Source organism: Sphingomonas sp. P2_B6, from assembly GCF_056404755.1.
In genome coordinates this window covers 104991-121346 of the sequence record NZ_JBFUDK010000016.1, presented here as the reverse complement: position 1 = coordinate 121346, position 16356 = coordinate 104991, and the positions used below count along the sequence as shown (strand labels likewise).

The window sequence follows — 16356 nt, the reverse complement described above, 5'->3', positions numbered from 1 at the left end:
CGGCGGCGAAGAAGACCGATTCGTTCGCGCGCGGCATGGCGATGGGCGGGACCTTGTTCGAGGAGCTGGGCTTTTATTATGTCGGCCCGGTCGACGGGCATAATCTCGACCAGCTGATCCCGGTGCTGGAGAATGTGCGCGATGCCGAGGAAGGCCCGATCCTGGTCCATGTCGTGACCAAGAAGGGCAAGGGCTATGCCCCGGCCGAGGCAGCGGCGGACAAATATCACGGCGTGCAGAAGTTCGACGTGATCACCGGTGCCCAGGCCAAGGCACCGCCGGGGCCGCCGGCCTACCAGAATGTGTTCGGCGCAGCGCTGGTGGCCGAAGCCGCGACTGACCCACGCATCTGCGCGATCACCGCGGCGATGCCCTCTGGCACCGGGCTCGATGCCTTTGCCCAGGCCTATCCCGATCGCTTCTTCGATGTGGGCATTGCCGAGCAGCATGCGGTGACCTTTGCCGCCGGGCTTGCCGCACAGGGCATGCGGCCATTCTGTGCGATCTACTCGACCTTCCTGCAGCGCGCSTACGACCAGGTCGTGCACGACGTGGCGATCCAGAATCTGCCSGTCCGGTTCGCGATCGACCGGGCCGGSCTGGTCGGTGCCGACGGCGCGACRCATGCCGGCAGCTTCGATGTGACCTATCTCGCGACCTTGCCCAATTTCGTGGTGATGGCGGCCGCCGACGAGGCCGARCTGGTGCACATGACGCATACCTGCGTCGAACATGACAGCGGGCCGATCGCGGTGCGCTATCCGCGCGGCAACGGCACCGGGGTCGCGCTGCCCGAGACGCCCGAGCTGCTCGAGATCGGCAAGGGCCGCATCGTGCGCACGGGGCACAAGGTGGCGATCCTGTCGCTCGGCACGCGCCTTGGCGAGGCACTGAAGGCAGCCGATGCGCTCGATGCGCGGGGGCTCTCCACCACGGTCGTCGACCTGCGCTTCGTCAAGCCGCTCGACGAGGCGCTGATCCGCAAGCTGCTGACCACGCATGAGGTGGCGGTGACGATCGAGGAGGGGTCGATCGGCGGGCTCGGGGCGCATGTGCTGACGCTTGCCAGCGACACCGGGCTGGTCGATGCGGGCCTCAAGATCCGCACCATGCGCCTGCCCGACATCTTCCAGGACCAGGACAAGCCCGAAAAGCAATATGCCGAGGCCGGCCTCGATGCCGATGCCATCGTCGATACCGTGCTCAAGGCACTCCGCCATAACTCGGGCGGTGTCGTCGAGGAAGCCAGGCGCGATGTTGTTTAAGCGCGTGCGTGCCGCCTTCGCCATGCTGATCGGGTTGGGGCTCACCGCTGCGGCGCCGGCACCGAACGGCACGCTCACCATTCGGGTCGACAATGTCCGCAACTCGGCGGGCGTGGTGCATGTCGATATCTGTCCCCAGGCGCAGTTCCTGAAGGACGATTGCCCTTATGCCGGCGACGCGCCGGCGCGCGCCGGAGTCACTCTGGTGACGATCCATGGCCTGCCTGCCGGCCGTTATGCCGCGCAGGTGTTCCATGACGAAAACCGCAACAAGAAGGTCGATCGCGCGCTGTTCGGCATCCCCAAGGAAGGCGTCGGTTTCTCGAACGATGCCCGGATCAGCCTCGGGCCGCCGAAATGGGCCGATGCGGTCTTCGCCTTTGACGGGCAGGAACAGGCGATTGGCCTGAAGATGCGCTATTTCCTCGGAGCGTCCGGGCCGGCAAAGGCACGCTGAGCGCATGCGGTCACCCATTTCCGCTCTGGTCGGCGTCAGCGTTCGCCATCCATGGCTGACCCTGCTGCTGTCCCTCGTGCTGGCGGGACTGGCGCTGGTCTTCACCGCCGCGCGGTTCGACATGACGACCGATACGGCGGCTTTGATCTCGCCCGATATCGACTGGCGCAAGCAGGAACGGGCGATGGAAGCCGCCTTTCCCCAGTTGCGCGACGTGATGGTGGTGGTGGTTGACGGCCAGACACCCGAACTGGCCGAGGATGCGGCGGCGAAGCTGACCGTCGCGCTGGGTGAAGACAAGGCGCATTTCAGGCTGGTGCGTCGGCCGGACGGCGGCGATTTCTTCGCTCGCGAGGGGCTGTTGTTCGGGTCGCGCGAGGATGTCCGCCAGGCGACCGCCGCGCTGATCGAGGCGCAGCCGCTGCTCGGGCCGCTCGCCGCCGACCCGTCGCTGCGCGGCGTCAGCGGCGCGCTGTCGACGATGCTCGACGGCGTCGAGGCGAAATCGGCGACGCTCGAGCAGATCGACCGGCCGATGCGGGCGCTGGCTGACGCCACCGAGCGATCGCTCGACGGCAAGCCCGCCTGGTTCTCTTGGCAGCAATTGTTCGGGACCGGCGCAGGGCCGCTCAGCCCGCCCAAGCGCCGCCTGATCCTGGCCCAGCCGGTGCTCGATCACAGCGCGCTGATGCCGGGCGAGGCGGCAAGCGACGCGGTCCATGCCGCCGCAGCGGCGCTGCGGCTCGATGCCGCGCACGGCGTGTCGGTCCGGCTGACGGGCGAGGTGCCGCTCGCCGACGAGGAATTCGCGACCTTGCAGGAAAATATCGGCGCGGTCGGCATGGTGATGCTCGGCGCGATGCTGGTGACCCTGTGGTTCGCCACCCGATCGGCCCGGCTGGTCGCGGCCATTTTCGGCACGATCGTCCTTGGGCTGGTCGTCACCCTCGCCGTGGGTCTCGCCGCGGTCGGGCGGCTCAACCTGATCTCGGTCGCCTTCATCCCGCTGTTCGTCGGGCTCGGTGTGGATTTCGGGATCCAGATCTGCGTGCGCTACAATGCCGAGCGCGTGACGGGGCTCGCACCCGCCGCCGCGCTGGAGGCAGCCGCGACCGCGCTCGGCGCGCCGCTGCTGCTGGCGGCGGGCGCGGTGTTCCTCGGCTTCGGCGCCTTCCTGCCCACCGCCTATATCGGCATCGCCGAGCTGGGCGTGATTGCCGGGCTCGGCATGGTGATCGCGCTGCTGTTCAGCGTGACCCTGCTGCCCGCTCTGGTCCTGCTGCTGCGCCCGGGCGCGCCGCGCCGCGAGGTCGGCTTCGCGCAATTCGCGCCCGCCGACCGCTTTCTCGAACGGCGCCGCAAGGCCGTGCTCTGGGCGTTCGGCGCATCGATGGCGGTGAGCATCGCGTTGCTTCCCTGGGTCGTGTTCGACTTCAACCCGCTTCATCTGCGCGATCCCGGGGCGCCATCGATGCAGGCGCTGACGGACCTGACCCGCGATCCGGACCGGACGCCGAACACGATCGATGTGCTCGCGCCCGACGCGCAGACCTCGGCAGGGCTGGCGAAGCGCCTCTCGGCGCTGCCCGAGGTGAAGCAGGTGATCTCGGTCGACAGCTTCGTGCCGGAGGACCAGCCCGCCAAGCTCGCCCTGATCCAGGACGCGTCAGTGCTGCTCGACCTGACGCTCAACCCGTTTGACATCGCGCCGCCACCCGATGACGCGGCGCTGGTCACCTCGTTGCGGCAGGTGGCGGGGCGGCTGAAGACGGTCGGCGGGGCAGGGCAGGGCGCGGTGGATGCGCGGCGTCTCGCCACGGCGTTCGAGCGGCTGGCCTCGGCGACACCGGCGAAGCGCGCCGAGGTGAACGCGATGCTGTCCCGGCCGCTGACGGTCATGCTCGACCAGGTCCGCGCCGCGCTGCAGGCCGAGCCGGTCACGCGCGAGAGCCTGCCGGCTGACATGGTTCGCGACTGGATCGCCCCCGATGGCCGCGCGAGGCTTCAGGTCTTTCCCAGGGGCGACGGCAACGACAATCAGGTGATCAAACGCTTCCGCGCCGCGGTGGCGACGGTGACGCCGGCGCTCTCCGGCCTGCCGGTCGCGACTCAGGCGGCGGCGTTCACCGTGGCCGGGGCCTTCGTTCAGGCCGGGGTGATCGCCTTCGTGCTGGTCAGCCTGTTGCTGCTGGCGGTGCTGCGCAACCTGCGCGAGGTGATGTTCACCCTGGCGCCGGTGATCCTGTCGATCTTCCTGACGCTCGCCACCTGCGTGCTGATCGGCCAGCCGATCAACTTCGCCAATATCATCGCCTTCCCGCTGCTGTTCGGGGTCGGCGTCGCCTTCCACATCTATTTCGTGATGGCGTGGCGGAACGGCGCGACCGGGCTGCTCCAGTCGAGCCTTGCCCGCGCCGTGCTGTTCAGCGCGCTTGCCACGGGAACGGCGTTCGGCAGCCTGTGGTTGTCGCACCATCCGGGTACGGCGAGCATGGGCAAGATCCTGATGATCTCGCTCATCTGGACCTTGATCTGCGCGCTGGTGTTCGAGCCGGCCCTGCTCGGGCCGCCGGCCGGGAAGGACAAGAACGAGCCAGTCCTGGCTTAGAGTAGCTTGCATTAAATCAGAGCCACCACCACCCGTTCGTCCTGAGTAGCCATCGAGTAGCCGCGCAGCGGCGTATCGAGAGGGCGTATCGAAGGACAGGTTCCGCGCGACAACCTGTCCTTCGATACGGGCTCTCGATACGCCTTCGGCTACTCGATCCCTACTCAGGACGAACGGATCAGATTTAACGCTCGCCGCTCTAGGGTTTTGCGGGGTCCGAGAGCGGGTCGCTGAGGGGATCGGCCTTGTCCTTTGCCGGCTCGCTTGCCGGTGCCGATGGCGTGCCGGCCGGATCGCTCAACGGATCGTCGAGCGGGCTGGGCGTGCCTGTCGCCGGATCGCTCAGCGAATCGTCGAGCGGGCTGGCGCCTGTCGCGGCGCGGCCATGCAGTTCCTGGATCTCGGCCGCGCGATTCTGCAGATAGACCGACCGCAGCGTGGCATAGGGGTCGACCGCGCCGTCGAGCAGCGCCTTCATGTCGCCATCCGATTCGGCGCGCTGGTCGAGCGCGCCGAGCACGCCCCGGGGCAGCTGAAATTGCCAGCGATCGAATGGATTGCCGACCGCGACCGGCAGCACGAAGCCATCGCCCTGGGCGCCGATCAGGTCGCGCAGCGTGGTCGGGCCGACGAACGGGAGGAAGAGATAAGGGCCCGGCCCGACCCCGTAATAGGCCAGCGTGTTGCCGAAGCCATTGCTGCGATGGGGCAGGTTCACGCCGGGTGTCCTGGCGACGTCGACCAGGCCACCGATGCCGATGGTCGAGTTGGCGGCGAAGCGCACCAGCGTCCTGAGCGCGCGGCCCGGCTTGAGCTGGAGCAGGTCGTTCAGGAAGACGATCGGCTCGCCGAGGTTGCTCAGGACGTTGCGGATGCCCGATCGCACCGGCTTGGGCACGACATGCTTATAGGCCATCGCGGCCGGCCGGACGAACCTCCGGTCAGTGCTCTGGAAGGCCGAGAACATGCGCCGGTTGAAATTCTCCAGCGGGTCGCCGGGCGTACGCTCGATGCTGCCGGCCGGCATTGCCTCGATCGCGGCTGGCGCCGTGGCGGGATCGACCAGCGGGTCGAGCGGAACGGCCTCGGCGGCCTGCGCCGGGGGAGGAGTCTCGGTCCGGGGTTCGGCGACGGCCGATGGCGCAACCTGCACGATCGGCGCGGGCACTGCCCTGGCGGGCTTTTCCGGCGTCGCACTCAGCAGCGCGACCGCCGGCAGGACGAGACCGAAGCTCAATTCCCGCCCTTGGCAGCCAGTTCGTCGAGATGGCGGATCAGCGCCTTTGCCCCGCCCGTCGCCAGCACCCGGGAGAAATCGGAGCGGCGCGTAGCAAGCTGGCTGATCGAATTGCGGTAATAGACGTCGATGATCTTCCAGCCGCCGCCGCTCGCGCGCAAACGATAGGCGATCGGGATCGCCGCCTCGCCCGCCTGCACCAGGCTGGTCTTGACCAGCTTGTCGGTCCCGCGAGTCTCGACATTGGCGTCGACCGTGAATTTCTGGCCGGAGAAGGAATCGAAATTGGTGGCATACTGGCCGATCACCATCCGCCGGAAAGCGGCGACCAGCGCGGTCTGGTCCGCCGGCGCGATCCCGTTCCAGCCGGCGCCGACCGTCAACCGGGCCATCAGCGGCACGTCATAGACGCGGTCGACGACCGGGCCGATCGCGGTTGCGCGGCCGCGCACGCCCATCGCCTTGCCGCCCTTCATGATCGAGACCAGCCCGTCGCACAGCGCCTGAACGGGCGCGCGGGCGGGGTCATTGGCCTGGGCCAGGGCGGCCGGGGCTGGCGCGACCAGCGCCGCGATGATCAGGGAGGGGATCAGGGAGGGGATCAGGGTTCGCATGTTCATTCCGTTCCGTTCTGCCCCGCGGCGGATGTATCGGTGCCGCGCCGCAAAATCCACCCTCTGCCGCATCGTCCCACCGAAACGGCCGCGTTCCTGACATGCGTGCCGCTTTTACACCTTTTTTCTCGGCTACGGCGTCGCTATCTTCCTACCGCAACGGCGAAGGATATCGCCGAACCGGGGGCTGGTGTGAAACTAGTACGGGGCTGGGCACGGGTTTGATGACCGTTGAAAAAGTTGCTCCATTGCGGGTGATCCTCGCGAAGCCGAGGGGTTTCTGCGCTGGAGTGGTACGAGCGATCGACATCGTCGAACGCGCGCTCGATCTCCATGGCGCGCCGGTCTATGTCCGGCACGAGATCGTCCATAATCGCCATGTCGTGAACAAGCTGCGCAGCAAAGGCGCGATTTTCGTCGAGGAACTGGCGGAGATTCCCGCCGGCGCGCCGACGATCTTCAGCGCACACGGCGTCGCCCGCTCGGTGCAGGACGAAGCGAAGCTGCGCGAACTGCCCGTGCTCGACGCGACCTGCCCGCTCGTCACCAAGGTCCATGTGCAGGGCCGGCGCTACGCCAGGGCCGGGCGCACGCTCGTGTTGATCGGCCATGCCGGCCATGCCGAGGTCGAGGGGACGATGGGGCAGGTCGATGCGCCGATTCACCTCGTCTCGACCGAGGCGGAGGTCGCGGCGCTGCCGCTCGCGCTCGATACGCCGATCGCCTATGTCACCCAGACCACGCTCAGCGTCGACGACACTCGCAGCGTGATCGCCGCGCTCAACGAGCGTTTCGCCGATGTGCAGGGCCCGGACGTGTCGGACATCTGCTACGCCACGCAGAACCGCCAGACCGCCGTGCGCGATCTCGCGCGGGTCAGCGAATTGCTGATCGTGGTCGGGGCCGAGAACAGCTCCAATTCCAACCGGCTGCGCGAGATCGGGGTCGAGATGGGCGTGCCGAGCTATCTCGTCGCCGATGGCGACGGGGTCGATCCGGCATGGCTGATCGGGGTGGATGCGGTCGGCATCACCGCCGGCGCGTCGGCGCCGGACGAGCTTGTCGACGACGTCATCGCCGCCCTGGCCCGGCTGCGCCCGATCGAGGTCTCGCAGCTTGACGGCGTCGAGGAAAATATCGAGTTCAGCCTCCCGCCCGAACTGAGAAACGTAATGCCGCGCGCTGCAGCGGCCGAATAGGACGATCCCATGAGCCTCCCGCTTCCCGCGCTCGCGCGCATCGGCGCCTACACCGTCAGGCAGCACATCAAGGGCGGCCGTTATCCGCTGGTGCTGATGCTGGAGCCGCTGCTGCGCTGCAATCTCGCCTGCCCCGGCTGCGGCAAGATCGACTATCCCGATGCGATCCTCAACCAGCGGCTGAGTTTCGACCAGTGCATGGAGGCGATCGACGAATGCGGCGCGCCGGCCGTGTCGATCGCGGGCGGCGAGCCGCTGCTCCACCGCGACATGCCGAAGATCGTGCAGGGCTATATCGCGAAGAAGAAGTTCGTGATCCTGTGCACCAACGCGCTGCTGCTGAAGAAGAAGATCGACGATTATGCGCCGTCGCCCTTCTTCACCTGGTCGATCCATCTCGATGGCGACAAGGGCATGCACGATCACGCGGTCGACCAGGACGGCACCTATGAGGTCGCGATCGAGGCGATCGAACTGGCCAAGGCCAAGGGCTTCCGCGTCCAGGTCAACTGCACGGTGTTCGACGGCGCGTCATCCGAGCGGCTGGCGGGCTTCTTCGACGAGATGGAGAAGCGCGGCGTCGAGATCACCATCTCGCCCGGCTATGCCTATGAACGCGCGGCCGACCAGGAGCATTTCTTCAACCGCACCCGCACCAAGCAGTTCTTCCGCGACGTGTTCGCGAAGGGCGATGGCGGCAGGAAATGGACCTTCACCAATTCGCCTTTGTTCCTCGACTTCCTCGCCGGCAACCAGAGCTATGAATGCACGCCCTGGTCGATGCCGCTGCGCACCGTCTTCGGCTGGCAGAAGCCCTGCTATCTCGTCGGCGAAGGCTATGTGCAGAGCTTCAAGGAGCTGATGGAAGGCACCGAGTGGGACGATTACGGCGTCGGCAAATACGAGAAATGCGCCGACTGCATGGTCCATTGCGGGTTCGAGGGCACCGCCGCGACCGATTCGATCCGCCACCCGCTCAAGATGTTCATGATCGGCCGCAACGGCGTGCGCACGACCGGGCCGATGGCGCCGGACATCGACATCAGCAACCAGCGCCCGGCGCAGGACGTGCACTCATCGCATGTCGAGCGCGAGCTGGAGATCATCCGCAAGGCCAATCCCAAGGCGGCCAAGCACGTCGCGAACGCGGCGTAAGGCGGCAAAGGCGCGCCCGGCATCGCTGCCGGTGCGGATGAGAGCGGGCAGCTGACGAGGGTTCCGGGCGAGCGAGGCCAGGACCGCGCCGAGCGCCATGCTGCCGTCCGGGCGCATGCCGACCAGCGCGGCCGGTGGAAGTGTGTGGTCAGCGGTGTCGGAGATCGCCCTGATGGCCGCGAAGGGCAGGCCGTGGCGTTCCGCCACGCGGGCGGCGATGTGGGATTCCATGTCGACGGCGAGTGCACCGGTTGCTTCGTAAAGCGCCTGCTTCTCGGCCACGCTCGCAACGATCGTATCGCTGCCGATGATCCGACCCACCTGAGCATCGGTCAGGTGTTGCCGCAGTGCTTCAACAAGATCGCTTCCCCGGCCGTCGCCGGGGAAGTATTCAGCTATAACCAGATCGCCTGCCTTCAGGATCGGATTCAGCGCTCCAGCCAGACCACAGGACAGGATCGCCTGCGCCCCCGACGCAGCCGCCTCCAACTCCCGCTCCAGCCGAGCCGCATTGCCGCCCCCGGCCACCACAACTACCCTCGGCCCACGCAGAATCGCGGCCTCTTTCCGCAAGCCGGTCGCGACCAGGATCGTCACATGCCGTACGCGACCTGGCGCGTGTTGGAGCGCTTCAGGTTGCGATAGCGCGCCATCGCCCAGAGCGGGAAATATTTCGGATAGCCATGATAGCGCAGATAGAAGACCCGCGGGAAACCGCCCCCGGTGTACATCTCCTGCCCCCAGAGCCCGTCGGCTTCCTGGTTCGCCGCGAGCCACTCGACGCCGCGCGCGACCACCGGTGAATCTACTCCACCCGCCGCCATCAGCCCCAGCAAGGCCCAGGCCGTCTGCGATGCCGTCGAGGGCGCCGGCCTATGGCCGGTATAATCGAGCGCATAGCTCTCGCAGTCCTCGCCCCAACCGCCGTCCGCATTCTGGATCCGGGTGAGCCAGTCGACCGCCTTCGCCACGATGGGCTCCTCCGGTGCTAAGCCGGCGGCGTTGAGCGCGCACAGCACCGACCAGGTGCCGTAGATGTAATTGACGCCCCAGCGGCCGAACCAGCTCCCATCGGGCATCTGCTCCTTCGTCAGGAAATCCAGCGCCGCGCGCATCCGATCGCTGTCACGCGACTCCCCCAGTTGCGCGAGCATCGACACGCAGCGCGCGCTCACGTCCGAGGTCGGCGGATCGAGCAGCGCGCCGTGATCGGCAAAGGGCAGGTTGTTGAGGTAGTGATAGCTGTTGTCGGCATCGAACGCGCCCCAGCCGCCGTCGCGGCTTTGCAGCCCGACGGTCCACTCCACGCCGCGATCGATCGCCTCTTTGTCGTCCCGCGCCCTGGCGCGGTCCATCGCCATCACCACCACGGCGGTGTCGTCGAGATCGGGATAATGCGCGTTGTTATACTGGAAGGCCCAGCCGCCCGGACGAACGTCGGGCTTTTCCCCGGCCCAGTCGCCTTTCACGTCAAGCACCTGGAGCGGCTTCAGCCAGTCGAGCCCGCGCCCGGCGCGCGCCTCGGCGTCCTCGCCGCCCGCTTCCAGCATTGCGTGCGCCGCCAGCGCGGTATCCCAAACCGGCGAGACGCAGGGCTGGCAATAAGCCTCGTCCTCGCGGATCACGAGCAGCTTCTCGATCGATTGCCGCGCGATCGCCCGGGCCGGGTGATCCTCGGCATAGCCCAGGCAGTCGAACATCATCACGCTGTTCGCCATCGCCGGATAGATCGCGCCGAGCCCGTCCTCGCCGTTCAGCCGCTCGATCACGAAATCGACACAGGCCTTGATCGCGCGGGCGCGCAGCTTTTTCGGCCACAATCCGTTGCCGGCCTTCAGCACCCGGTCGAGCGCGTTGAAGCCGTGCGTCCACAGCCATTTGGGGTCGGCCGCCTTGGTGCCCGGCCGGACATCCTTACCGGTGTACAGCTCGTCGACCTTAACCCCGAGCGCGTTGCGCGCCACCGGCTGGAGCGCGCCAAGCACCAGCAACGGCACCACCACGGTGCGCGCCCAATAGGACATCTTCGACAGATGGATCGGGAACCAGCGCGGCAGCAGGATCAGCTCCGGCGGCATGGTCGGCACGGTCGACCAGGGCCCGGCGGCGAACAAGGCGAGCTGGATGCGGGTGAAGACATTGACCGCCGCCGCGCCGCCCACCGCGAGGATCGCGGCGCGGGCGTTGGCCATATGCGGCGCATCGACCGGGTCGCCGATCATCTTCAGGGCGTAATAAGCCTTTACCGAGGCGCTGACATCGAACGCGCCGCCGTGGAACAGTCCCCAGCCATGATGCCCGGCCGACTGAATGCGGCGTAGATAGGTCGCGATCTTCGCTTCAAGCACGGCATCGACCGGCTCGCCGAGATAATGGCGCAGCAGGACATATTCGGCCGGGATCGTCGCATCGGCTTCCAGCTCGAACACCCAATGGCCGTCGTCGCGCTGCAGCCCGGCCATTGCGGCGGTTGCGCGGTCGACTGCCGCCTCGACAGTGGCGAGGGACATGGCGTCACGCGGTATTTCGGAAAAGCTCTGATGCATCGTTACGGTTCAGGCTCCTGAGAAATAAACATAGATCCCTTCCCGCTTCCCCGGCGAAGGCCGGGGTCCAGGTGGGGGGCGACGGTGACGAAGCGCAGCGCCTTTTTTCTACGGCCTTCCCACCTGGGCCCCGGCCTTCGCCGGGGAAGCAGGAAAGGGGAAACCATTAGCGTCCCAATGTCCGTCGCGCCACGGTTTCTCCCGAGCGCAACGCGCCCTCGATCGTGGCGGGGAGGCCGGTATCGGTCCAGTCGCCGGCCAGGAACAGGTTGCGCCAGCGCGTCGTGGCGGGCGGGCGCTTGGCATTCTGCTCGGGCGTCGCGGCGAAGGTCGCACGCTTTTCCTTGACGATCTGCCAGGCCGGCATCGGCGCATCCAGGCCGAGTGCGGCGCAGATATCGGCCCAGAAGGTCCGTGCGAGCACTTCGCGGTCCCTGTCGACCAGCCGGTCGGCGGCGCTGACCGTGACAGACAGGCGATCGGGAAAGGCGAACAGCCATTCCGCCGTCCCGCCGAACAGCCCCAGCATCGGTGGCGCGCCGGCCGGGGCGGGCAGGGCGAAATGGCCGTTGACGATGGCGCGGAAGTCGTCTGGCGCCTGGAGCCCGGGCACCAGCGAGGTCGCGACCCAGGGCGGCACCGCCAGGATCACCGCTTCGTCCATGCCCACGGGCTCGATCCCGGCGCCCCAGTCGAGGCCCGTGACGCGATCGCCCTCGACCGCAATCGCACGCAGCCGACGCCCGAGCACCACCGCGCTTCCCCGATTGGCGAGCCAGGCCAGTGCAGGATCGATAAAGGCCGCGCCGAGGCTGGGTTCAGCCACACGGGGACGCATCGCGCGGCCGCCCTTGGCGATCGTCTCGCGCAGGACATTGGCGGCGAGCAGGGCCGAGGATTCGCCGGGCGCCGTGTTGAGCGCCGCGAGCAGCACCGGCTCCAGCAGATGCGACCAGGCGGGGCCGCTCGTGGCGATGCGCTGGTCGATCCGACCCTCGCGGTTCGACAGCAGCTTGGCGAAGGGCAGATAATCGCCGATCCGGCTGCCCGGCACGCGCCGGGCCGGCGCGGCGATCCACCAGGGGAGCGCGCCGTCATTGATCCGCACCGTCCAGCGTTTTTCGCTGGTCAGGTCGTGGAACGTGAAATCGGCATGGTCCGGCCCGCCCAGCGGCGTGGTCGCGCCCACCGCCGATCGGAATCGCGCGACGGCGGGATTGCCCGACAGGACGAGGTGATTGCCATTGTCGATCGTCAGGCCAAGCTGCGGATCATGATAGGACCGGCAGCGCCCGCCCGCCTGCGCCGAGGAATCAGCGATCGACACGGCAACACCCGCGTTGCGTAACGCCACGGCGGCGGAAAGCCCCGCGAGCCCGGCTCCGGCAATCGTCGCCCGGGTGAAGCTCAACGCGTCAGCCACAGCCACGCCACGGTCCAGAGCAGCCCGAGCTTGGACACCTTCACCCGCTGGCGCGGTGGCTTCCAGCCGACCGCCTCGGTCCGCCGCAGCACCTTGGCATAGGCCGCCTCCATCAGGCGCGGCGCGATCAGGTGGCCGCGCGGGCGCGCCACGAGTACTGCGTGTGCCTGTCGGTAATGCTCGTGCGCCGTCGCCGCGAGGGCCCGGCAGGCGGCATCGATCCGGGGATCGGCCACGACCTCCAGCGGCGTGGTGAAGGGAATGCCGGCGGCGGTGATCGCCTCGGCGGGCAGATAGACCCGCCCGATTTCCGCATCCTCGTCCACATCGCGCAGGATGTTGGTAAGCTGCAGGGCGCGGCCGAGATGATAGGCCAACGCGATCCCCGGCGCCTCGTCCATGCCGAAGATGCGCACGGAGAGCCGCCCGACCGCCGAGGCGACGCGGTCGCAATAGAGATCGAGCTCGGCCATGGGTGGCCAGCGAATGTCGCGGTCGACATCCATCGCCATGCCGTCGATCACTGCCTCGAAATCCGCGCGGTCGAGGCCGAAGCGTGTCACCGCCTCGGCGACCAGAACCGCCTGACCGGGCGGGCCACCCGCGTAAAGCGCGTCGAGATCGGCGCGCCACGCGTCGAGGGCCTGCATCCTGCCCTCGCGATTGCCCTGCTGATCGTCGGCGATATCGTCGACCAGCCGGCAAAAGCCGTAGATCGCGTACATCGCCTCGCGCTCGGCCTTGGGCAGCACACGCATGCCGGCATAGAAGGAACTGCCCGAAACCTGCTGTTGCAGGGCGGCGGGGGTGGCGTCCGGGTTCATGCGGCGCGCCGGAACAGGCTGCCGACCGCGGCGCCCGCGGCGAGGAAGCCGGCTTCCCACGACTTGTGATGGACGCGCTCGCTGAGCGGGTCGCGCGTTTCGAGGCGCCCGCACAGGCTGATCGCGAGGCGCTGGATGATCGCGACTTCGGCCGCAAGGCGGCGGTCGGAGATCATCGCCGAGAAGCCGGCGGAGGTGTCGAGCAGCATCCGGGTCTTGCCCACCAGCGAGACGATCGCGGCGCGCAGGCCGGGCGTGGCGCGATCGGCGGCGAGATCCTCGATCCGCGCGCCCGTTTCGGCAAAGGTCTCAGCGGGGATATAGACGCGGTCGAGCGTGCGGTAATCCTTCGCGCAATCTTGGAGATGGTTGATCACCTGCAGTGCGGCGCAGAGCGCGTCGGAGGCGGGCCAGGTCGCGCGATCCTCGCCATGTACGTCGAGCACATAGCGCCCGACCGGCATCGCCGAGAGCCGGCAATAGCCGATCAGCCCGTCCCAGTCAGCGTAGCGCGTGACGGTGACATCGCGCTCGAACGCATCGAGCAGGTCATGCGCATGGACGGGGTCGAGCCGGTGATCGGCCATGACCGTGCGCAGGGCGATCGCCTCGGCAGCACCCTCCGCCTTGCCGTCGAGCCCGGCGCGCATCCGCCCGAGCTGGGCGAGCTTTTCCGTCGCGGGCAGGGTTTCGTGATCGGAGATGTCGTCCGCCACGCGGGCGAACCGGTAGAACGCCATCACCGGCGCACGATGCTCGGGCTTGAGCAGGACCGAGGCGACGGGGAAATTCTCGTCGCGATGTCCCTTGCCCGAGGCGAGATCGGCCGCTTCCATCAGCGCGTCCCCGTCGCCTGAGCGCGGCCTTTCCACATTCCACCACGTCCCCGCATATGCTGCCATGCCGATAGCAAGGTGCAGCCGGCGTAGAAAGCGGCGATCAACGGCAGGGCCACGCCCCAGAGCGGGGAACGGCGATAGAAACGCAGCATCGGCTGGAAGGAGATCGCCATCAGCGCCCAGGCGCTCGCGCCCGCGATCTGGGCCCAGCCGGTACCGGCCAATGCGAGGAGCGGCGGCGCGCCATAGACCAGGGCAAGGCCCATCAGCGTGCCGACCAGCAGCAGCGGCGAATAGCCGAGCTGCGCATAAGCCGAACGGGAGATCATCGCGGCGATCACCCCCATATCGTCATAGGCGCGGATGCTGCGCGAGCGATGCGTAAGGCCAAGCCAGATCGGCCCCTGTTTCTTGAGCAGCGCGCCGAGCGTGCAATCGTCGATCAGCGCGGTGCGGATCGCGGCGATGCCGCCGGCCGCCGCCAGCGCATCGCGGCGCACCAGCATGCACCCGCCCGCCGCCGCGCCGGGCCCGTTCGGGCGATTCACCCGGCCGAACGGATAGAGCATCTGGAAAAAGAAGACGAAGGCGGGGATCAGCGCGCGCTCGGCCAGGCTGGTACAGCGCAGTTCGGCCATCAGCGAGACCAGCGTCAGCCCGCCGTCCTCACCGCGCGCGACCAGTGTGCGGAGCGTGTCGGGTTCGTGCGCGATATCGGCGTCAGTCAGCCAGAGATAGCGCGGCGCGGAGCCGGCATGCTCGACGCCTTGCGCGACCGCCCAGAGCTTGCCCGTCCAGCCCGAAGCGAGCGGCTGGCCGGTCAGCACCTCCAGCGAGTGCCGCCCTTGCGCCGCACGGGCGATGTCGGCGGTGCCGTCGCTACTCGAATCGTCGACCAGGATGATGCGGAAGCGCCCGGGATAGTCCTGCGCGCGCAGGCTGCCGATCGCACGGCCGATCACCTCGGCCTCGTCACGCGCCGGGACGATCGCGACCACCTCGGGCCAGTCGGCCGGGTCGGCCGGCACGCGGTTGGTGTCGCGCTCGCGGGCAAGCCAGAAGCCGCCATGCGCGAAGACCAGGCCGATCCAGATGACGAGGGTCAGGCCGCCGATGACGAGGGCGATCACCGGATCATCCCCGCGTCCCTGAACCACGCGATCGCATCGGTCACTGCCTCTCCCCAGGGCCGGGCGCGATAGCCGAGTTCAGCCTCCGCCCTGGCCGAGGTGAAGAACATATGGTGCTTCGCCATCTTCAACCCGTCGACCGTCAGGAACGGGTCCTTGCCGGTGATCCGCGCCAGCGCCTCATTGGCATAGGCCAGTGGGAAGAGCGGCGCGCGGGGCAGGCTGATCGTGGGCGGCCGGCGCTTCATGATCGCGGCGATGGCGGCGAGCATGTCGGCAAGCTGCACGTCCTGCCCACCAAGGATATAGCGCTCGCCGACCCGGCCCTTCTCCATCGCCAGCAGATGGCCGGCGGCGACATCGTCGACATGGACGAGGTTGAGCCCGCTATCGAGATAGGCGGGCATCTTGCCGTTCGCTGCCTCGACGATGATCCGCCCGGTCGGGGTCGGTCGTACGTCGCGCGGGCCGATCGGCGTGGAGGGGTTGACGATCACTACGGGCAGGCCGCGCTCCGCGACCATCTGCTCGACCAGCCGCTCGGCGACGACCTTGCTGCGCTTATAGGCGCCGACGGCCTGTTCGGGCGTGGCGGCGCGGCTCTCGTCGGCCGGGCCTGCGGGATCGGGCTTCAGCGTGGCGACGCTGCTCGTATAGACCAGCCGCTCGACGCCCGCGGACAGCGCCGCCTCCATCACCGCGCGCGTGCTGGCCAGGTTGTTGCGCACGATCTCCTCCGGATCGGGCGCCCAGATCCGGTAATCGGCCGCGACATGGAACAGGTGGCGCACGCCGCGCATCGCGTCGGCCATCGCGGCAGGGTCGCGGGCATCGCCTTCGACGAGCGTTCCGGGAAAGTCGACAAGATTGGCGCGGGGACTGGTGGCACGTACGAGTCCGCGCACCTGCCGCCCCTGCGCGGCGAGCGCCCGCGCCACCGCCGATCCGACAAAACCCGACACGCCGGTGACCAGCACCGCATCCGAACCCTGGCTCACCCCGCCTCCGCGCGTTTCGATCGCGCTCTACACAGGATGCGCGAGCGGCGATAGGGAGGTG

Annotated in this window: 14 protein-coding genes; 5 read left to right on the top strand and 9 right to left on the bottom strand. The window is 68.1% G+C overall.

Annotated features, from left to right (window positions below; genetic code table 11):
* The 3 genes from dxs to hpnN all read left to right on the top strand — a co-directional run.
* A partial coding sequence (dxs, locus tag AC1DX5_RS19795) for a 1-deoxy-D-xylulose-5-phosphate synthase (RefSeq protein ID WP_478016957.1) occupies positions 1-1265 on the top strand: 1265 nt, incomplete at its 5' end.
* Positions 1255-1722 carry a DUF2141 domain-containing protein gene (locus tag AC1DX5_RS19790; protein WP_465174574.1) on the top strand — a complete coding sequence of 156 codons (468 nt, stop codon included), beginning with the start codon at positions 1255-1257 and terminating at the stop codon, positions 1720-1722. The genes dxs and AC1DX5_RS19790, both read left to right, overlap by 11 nt.
* Before the next feature lie 4 nt (positions 1723-1726).
* Positions 1727-4330 carry a hopanoid transporter HpnN gene (gene hpnN, locus AC1DX5_RS19785; RefSeq protein ID WP_478016955.1) on the top strand — a complete coding sequence of 868 codons (2604 nt, stop codon included), beginning with the start codon at positions 1727-1729 and terminating at the stop codon, positions 4328-4330.
* A 199-nt stretch (positions 4331-4529) separates the two neighbouring features.
* Here hpnN and AC1DX5_RS19780 read toward each other — a convergent pair whose 3' ends face one another.
* Positions 4530-5567 (bottom strand): MlaA family lipoprotein, encoded by a 1038-nt coding sequence (locus AC1DX5_RS19780; RefSeq protein WP_478016953.1) that lies wholly within the window; start codon positions 5565-5567, stop codon positions 4530-4532.
* The gene (locus AC1DX5_RS19775; protein WP_478016951.1) at positions 5564-6181 is read right to left on the bottom strand and encodes an ABC transporter substrate-binding protein; all 618 of its coding nucleotides are present in this window, start codon (positions 6179-6181) and stop codon (positions 5564-5566) included. The genes AC1DX5_RS19780 and AC1DX5_RS19775 overlap by 4 nt, the downstream gene beginning before the upstream one ends.
* A 224-nt stretch (positions 6182-6405) precedes the next feature.
* Here AC1DX5_RS19775 and ispH point away from each other — a divergent pair, with 224 nt between their 5' ends.
* Positions 6406-7380: a 4-hydroxy-3-methylbut-2-enyl diphosphate reductase gene (gene ispH, locus AC1DX5_RS19770; protein WP_465174570.1), complete on the top strand. Its 975-nt coding sequence runs from the start codon at positions 6406-6408 to the stop codon at positions 7378-7380.
* Between the two features lie 9 nt (positions 7381-7389).
* Positions 7390-8535, top strand: coding sequence for an adenosyl-hopene transferase HpnH (hpnH, locus tag AC1DX5_RS19765; protein WP_465174569.1), 1146 nt, complete (start codon positions 7390-7392; stop codon positions 8533-8535).
* On the opposite strand, the gene AC1DX5_RS19760 is transcribed toward hpnH, so the two are convergent.
* From AC1DX5_RS19760 to hpnA, 7 genes are all read right to left on the bottom strand, one after another.
* Positions 8455-9132 (bottom strand): phosphorylase family protein, encoded by a 678-nt coding sequence (locus tag AC1DX5_RS19760; RefSeq protein WP_478016949.1) that lies wholly within the window; start codon positions 9130-9132, stop codon positions 8455-8457. The genes hpnH and AC1DX5_RS19760 overlap by 81 nt on opposite strands.
* Positions 9129-11045, bottom strand: a complete 1917-nt coding sequence (gene shc / locus AC1DX5_RS19755; protein WP_478016948.1) for a squalene--hopene cyclase — start codon at positions 11043-11045, stop codon at positions 9129-9131. The genes AC1DX5_RS19760 and shc overlap by 4 nt, the downstream gene beginning before the upstream one ends.
* A gap of 202 nt (positions 11046-11247) precedes the next feature.
* Positions 11248-12510: a hydroxysqualene dehydroxylase HpnE gene (gene hpnE, locus AC1DX5_RS19750; protein WP_465174566.1), complete on the bottom strand. Its 1263-nt coding sequence runs from the start codon at positions 12508-12510 to the stop codon at positions 11248-11250.
* Positions 12489-13328: a presqualene diphosphate synthase HpnD gene (gene hpnD, locus AC1DX5_RS19745; protein WP_465174565.1), complete on the bottom strand. Its 840-nt coding sequence runs from the start codon at positions 13326-13328 to the stop codon at positions 12489-12491. Before hpnD ends, hpnE begins: the two co-directional genes overlap by 22 nt.
* Positions 13325-14164, bottom strand: a complete 840-nt coding sequence (gene hpnC / locus AC1DX5_RS19740; RefSeq protein WP_465174564.1) for a squalene synthase HpnC — start codon at positions 14162-14164, stop codon at positions 13325-13327. The genes hpnD and hpnC overlap by 4 nt, the downstream gene beginning before the upstream one ends.
* Complete coding sequence (locus AC1DX5_RS19735; RefSeq protein WP_478016946.1) at positions 14164-15297, bottom strand: glycosyltransferase; 1134 nt, start codon at positions 15295-15297, stop codon at positions 14164-14166. The genes hpnC and AC1DX5_RS19735 overlap by 1 nt, the downstream gene beginning before the upstream one ends.
* Positions 15294-16295: a hopanoid-associated sugar epimerase gene (gene hpnA, locus AC1DX5_RS19730; protein WP_478016944.1), complete on the bottom strand. Its 1002-nt coding sequence runs from the start codon at positions 16293-16295 to the stop codon at positions 15294-15296. The genes AC1DX5_RS19735 and hpnA overlap by 4 nt, the downstream gene beginning before the upstream one ends.
* Positions 16296-16356 lie beyond the last annotated feature (61 nt).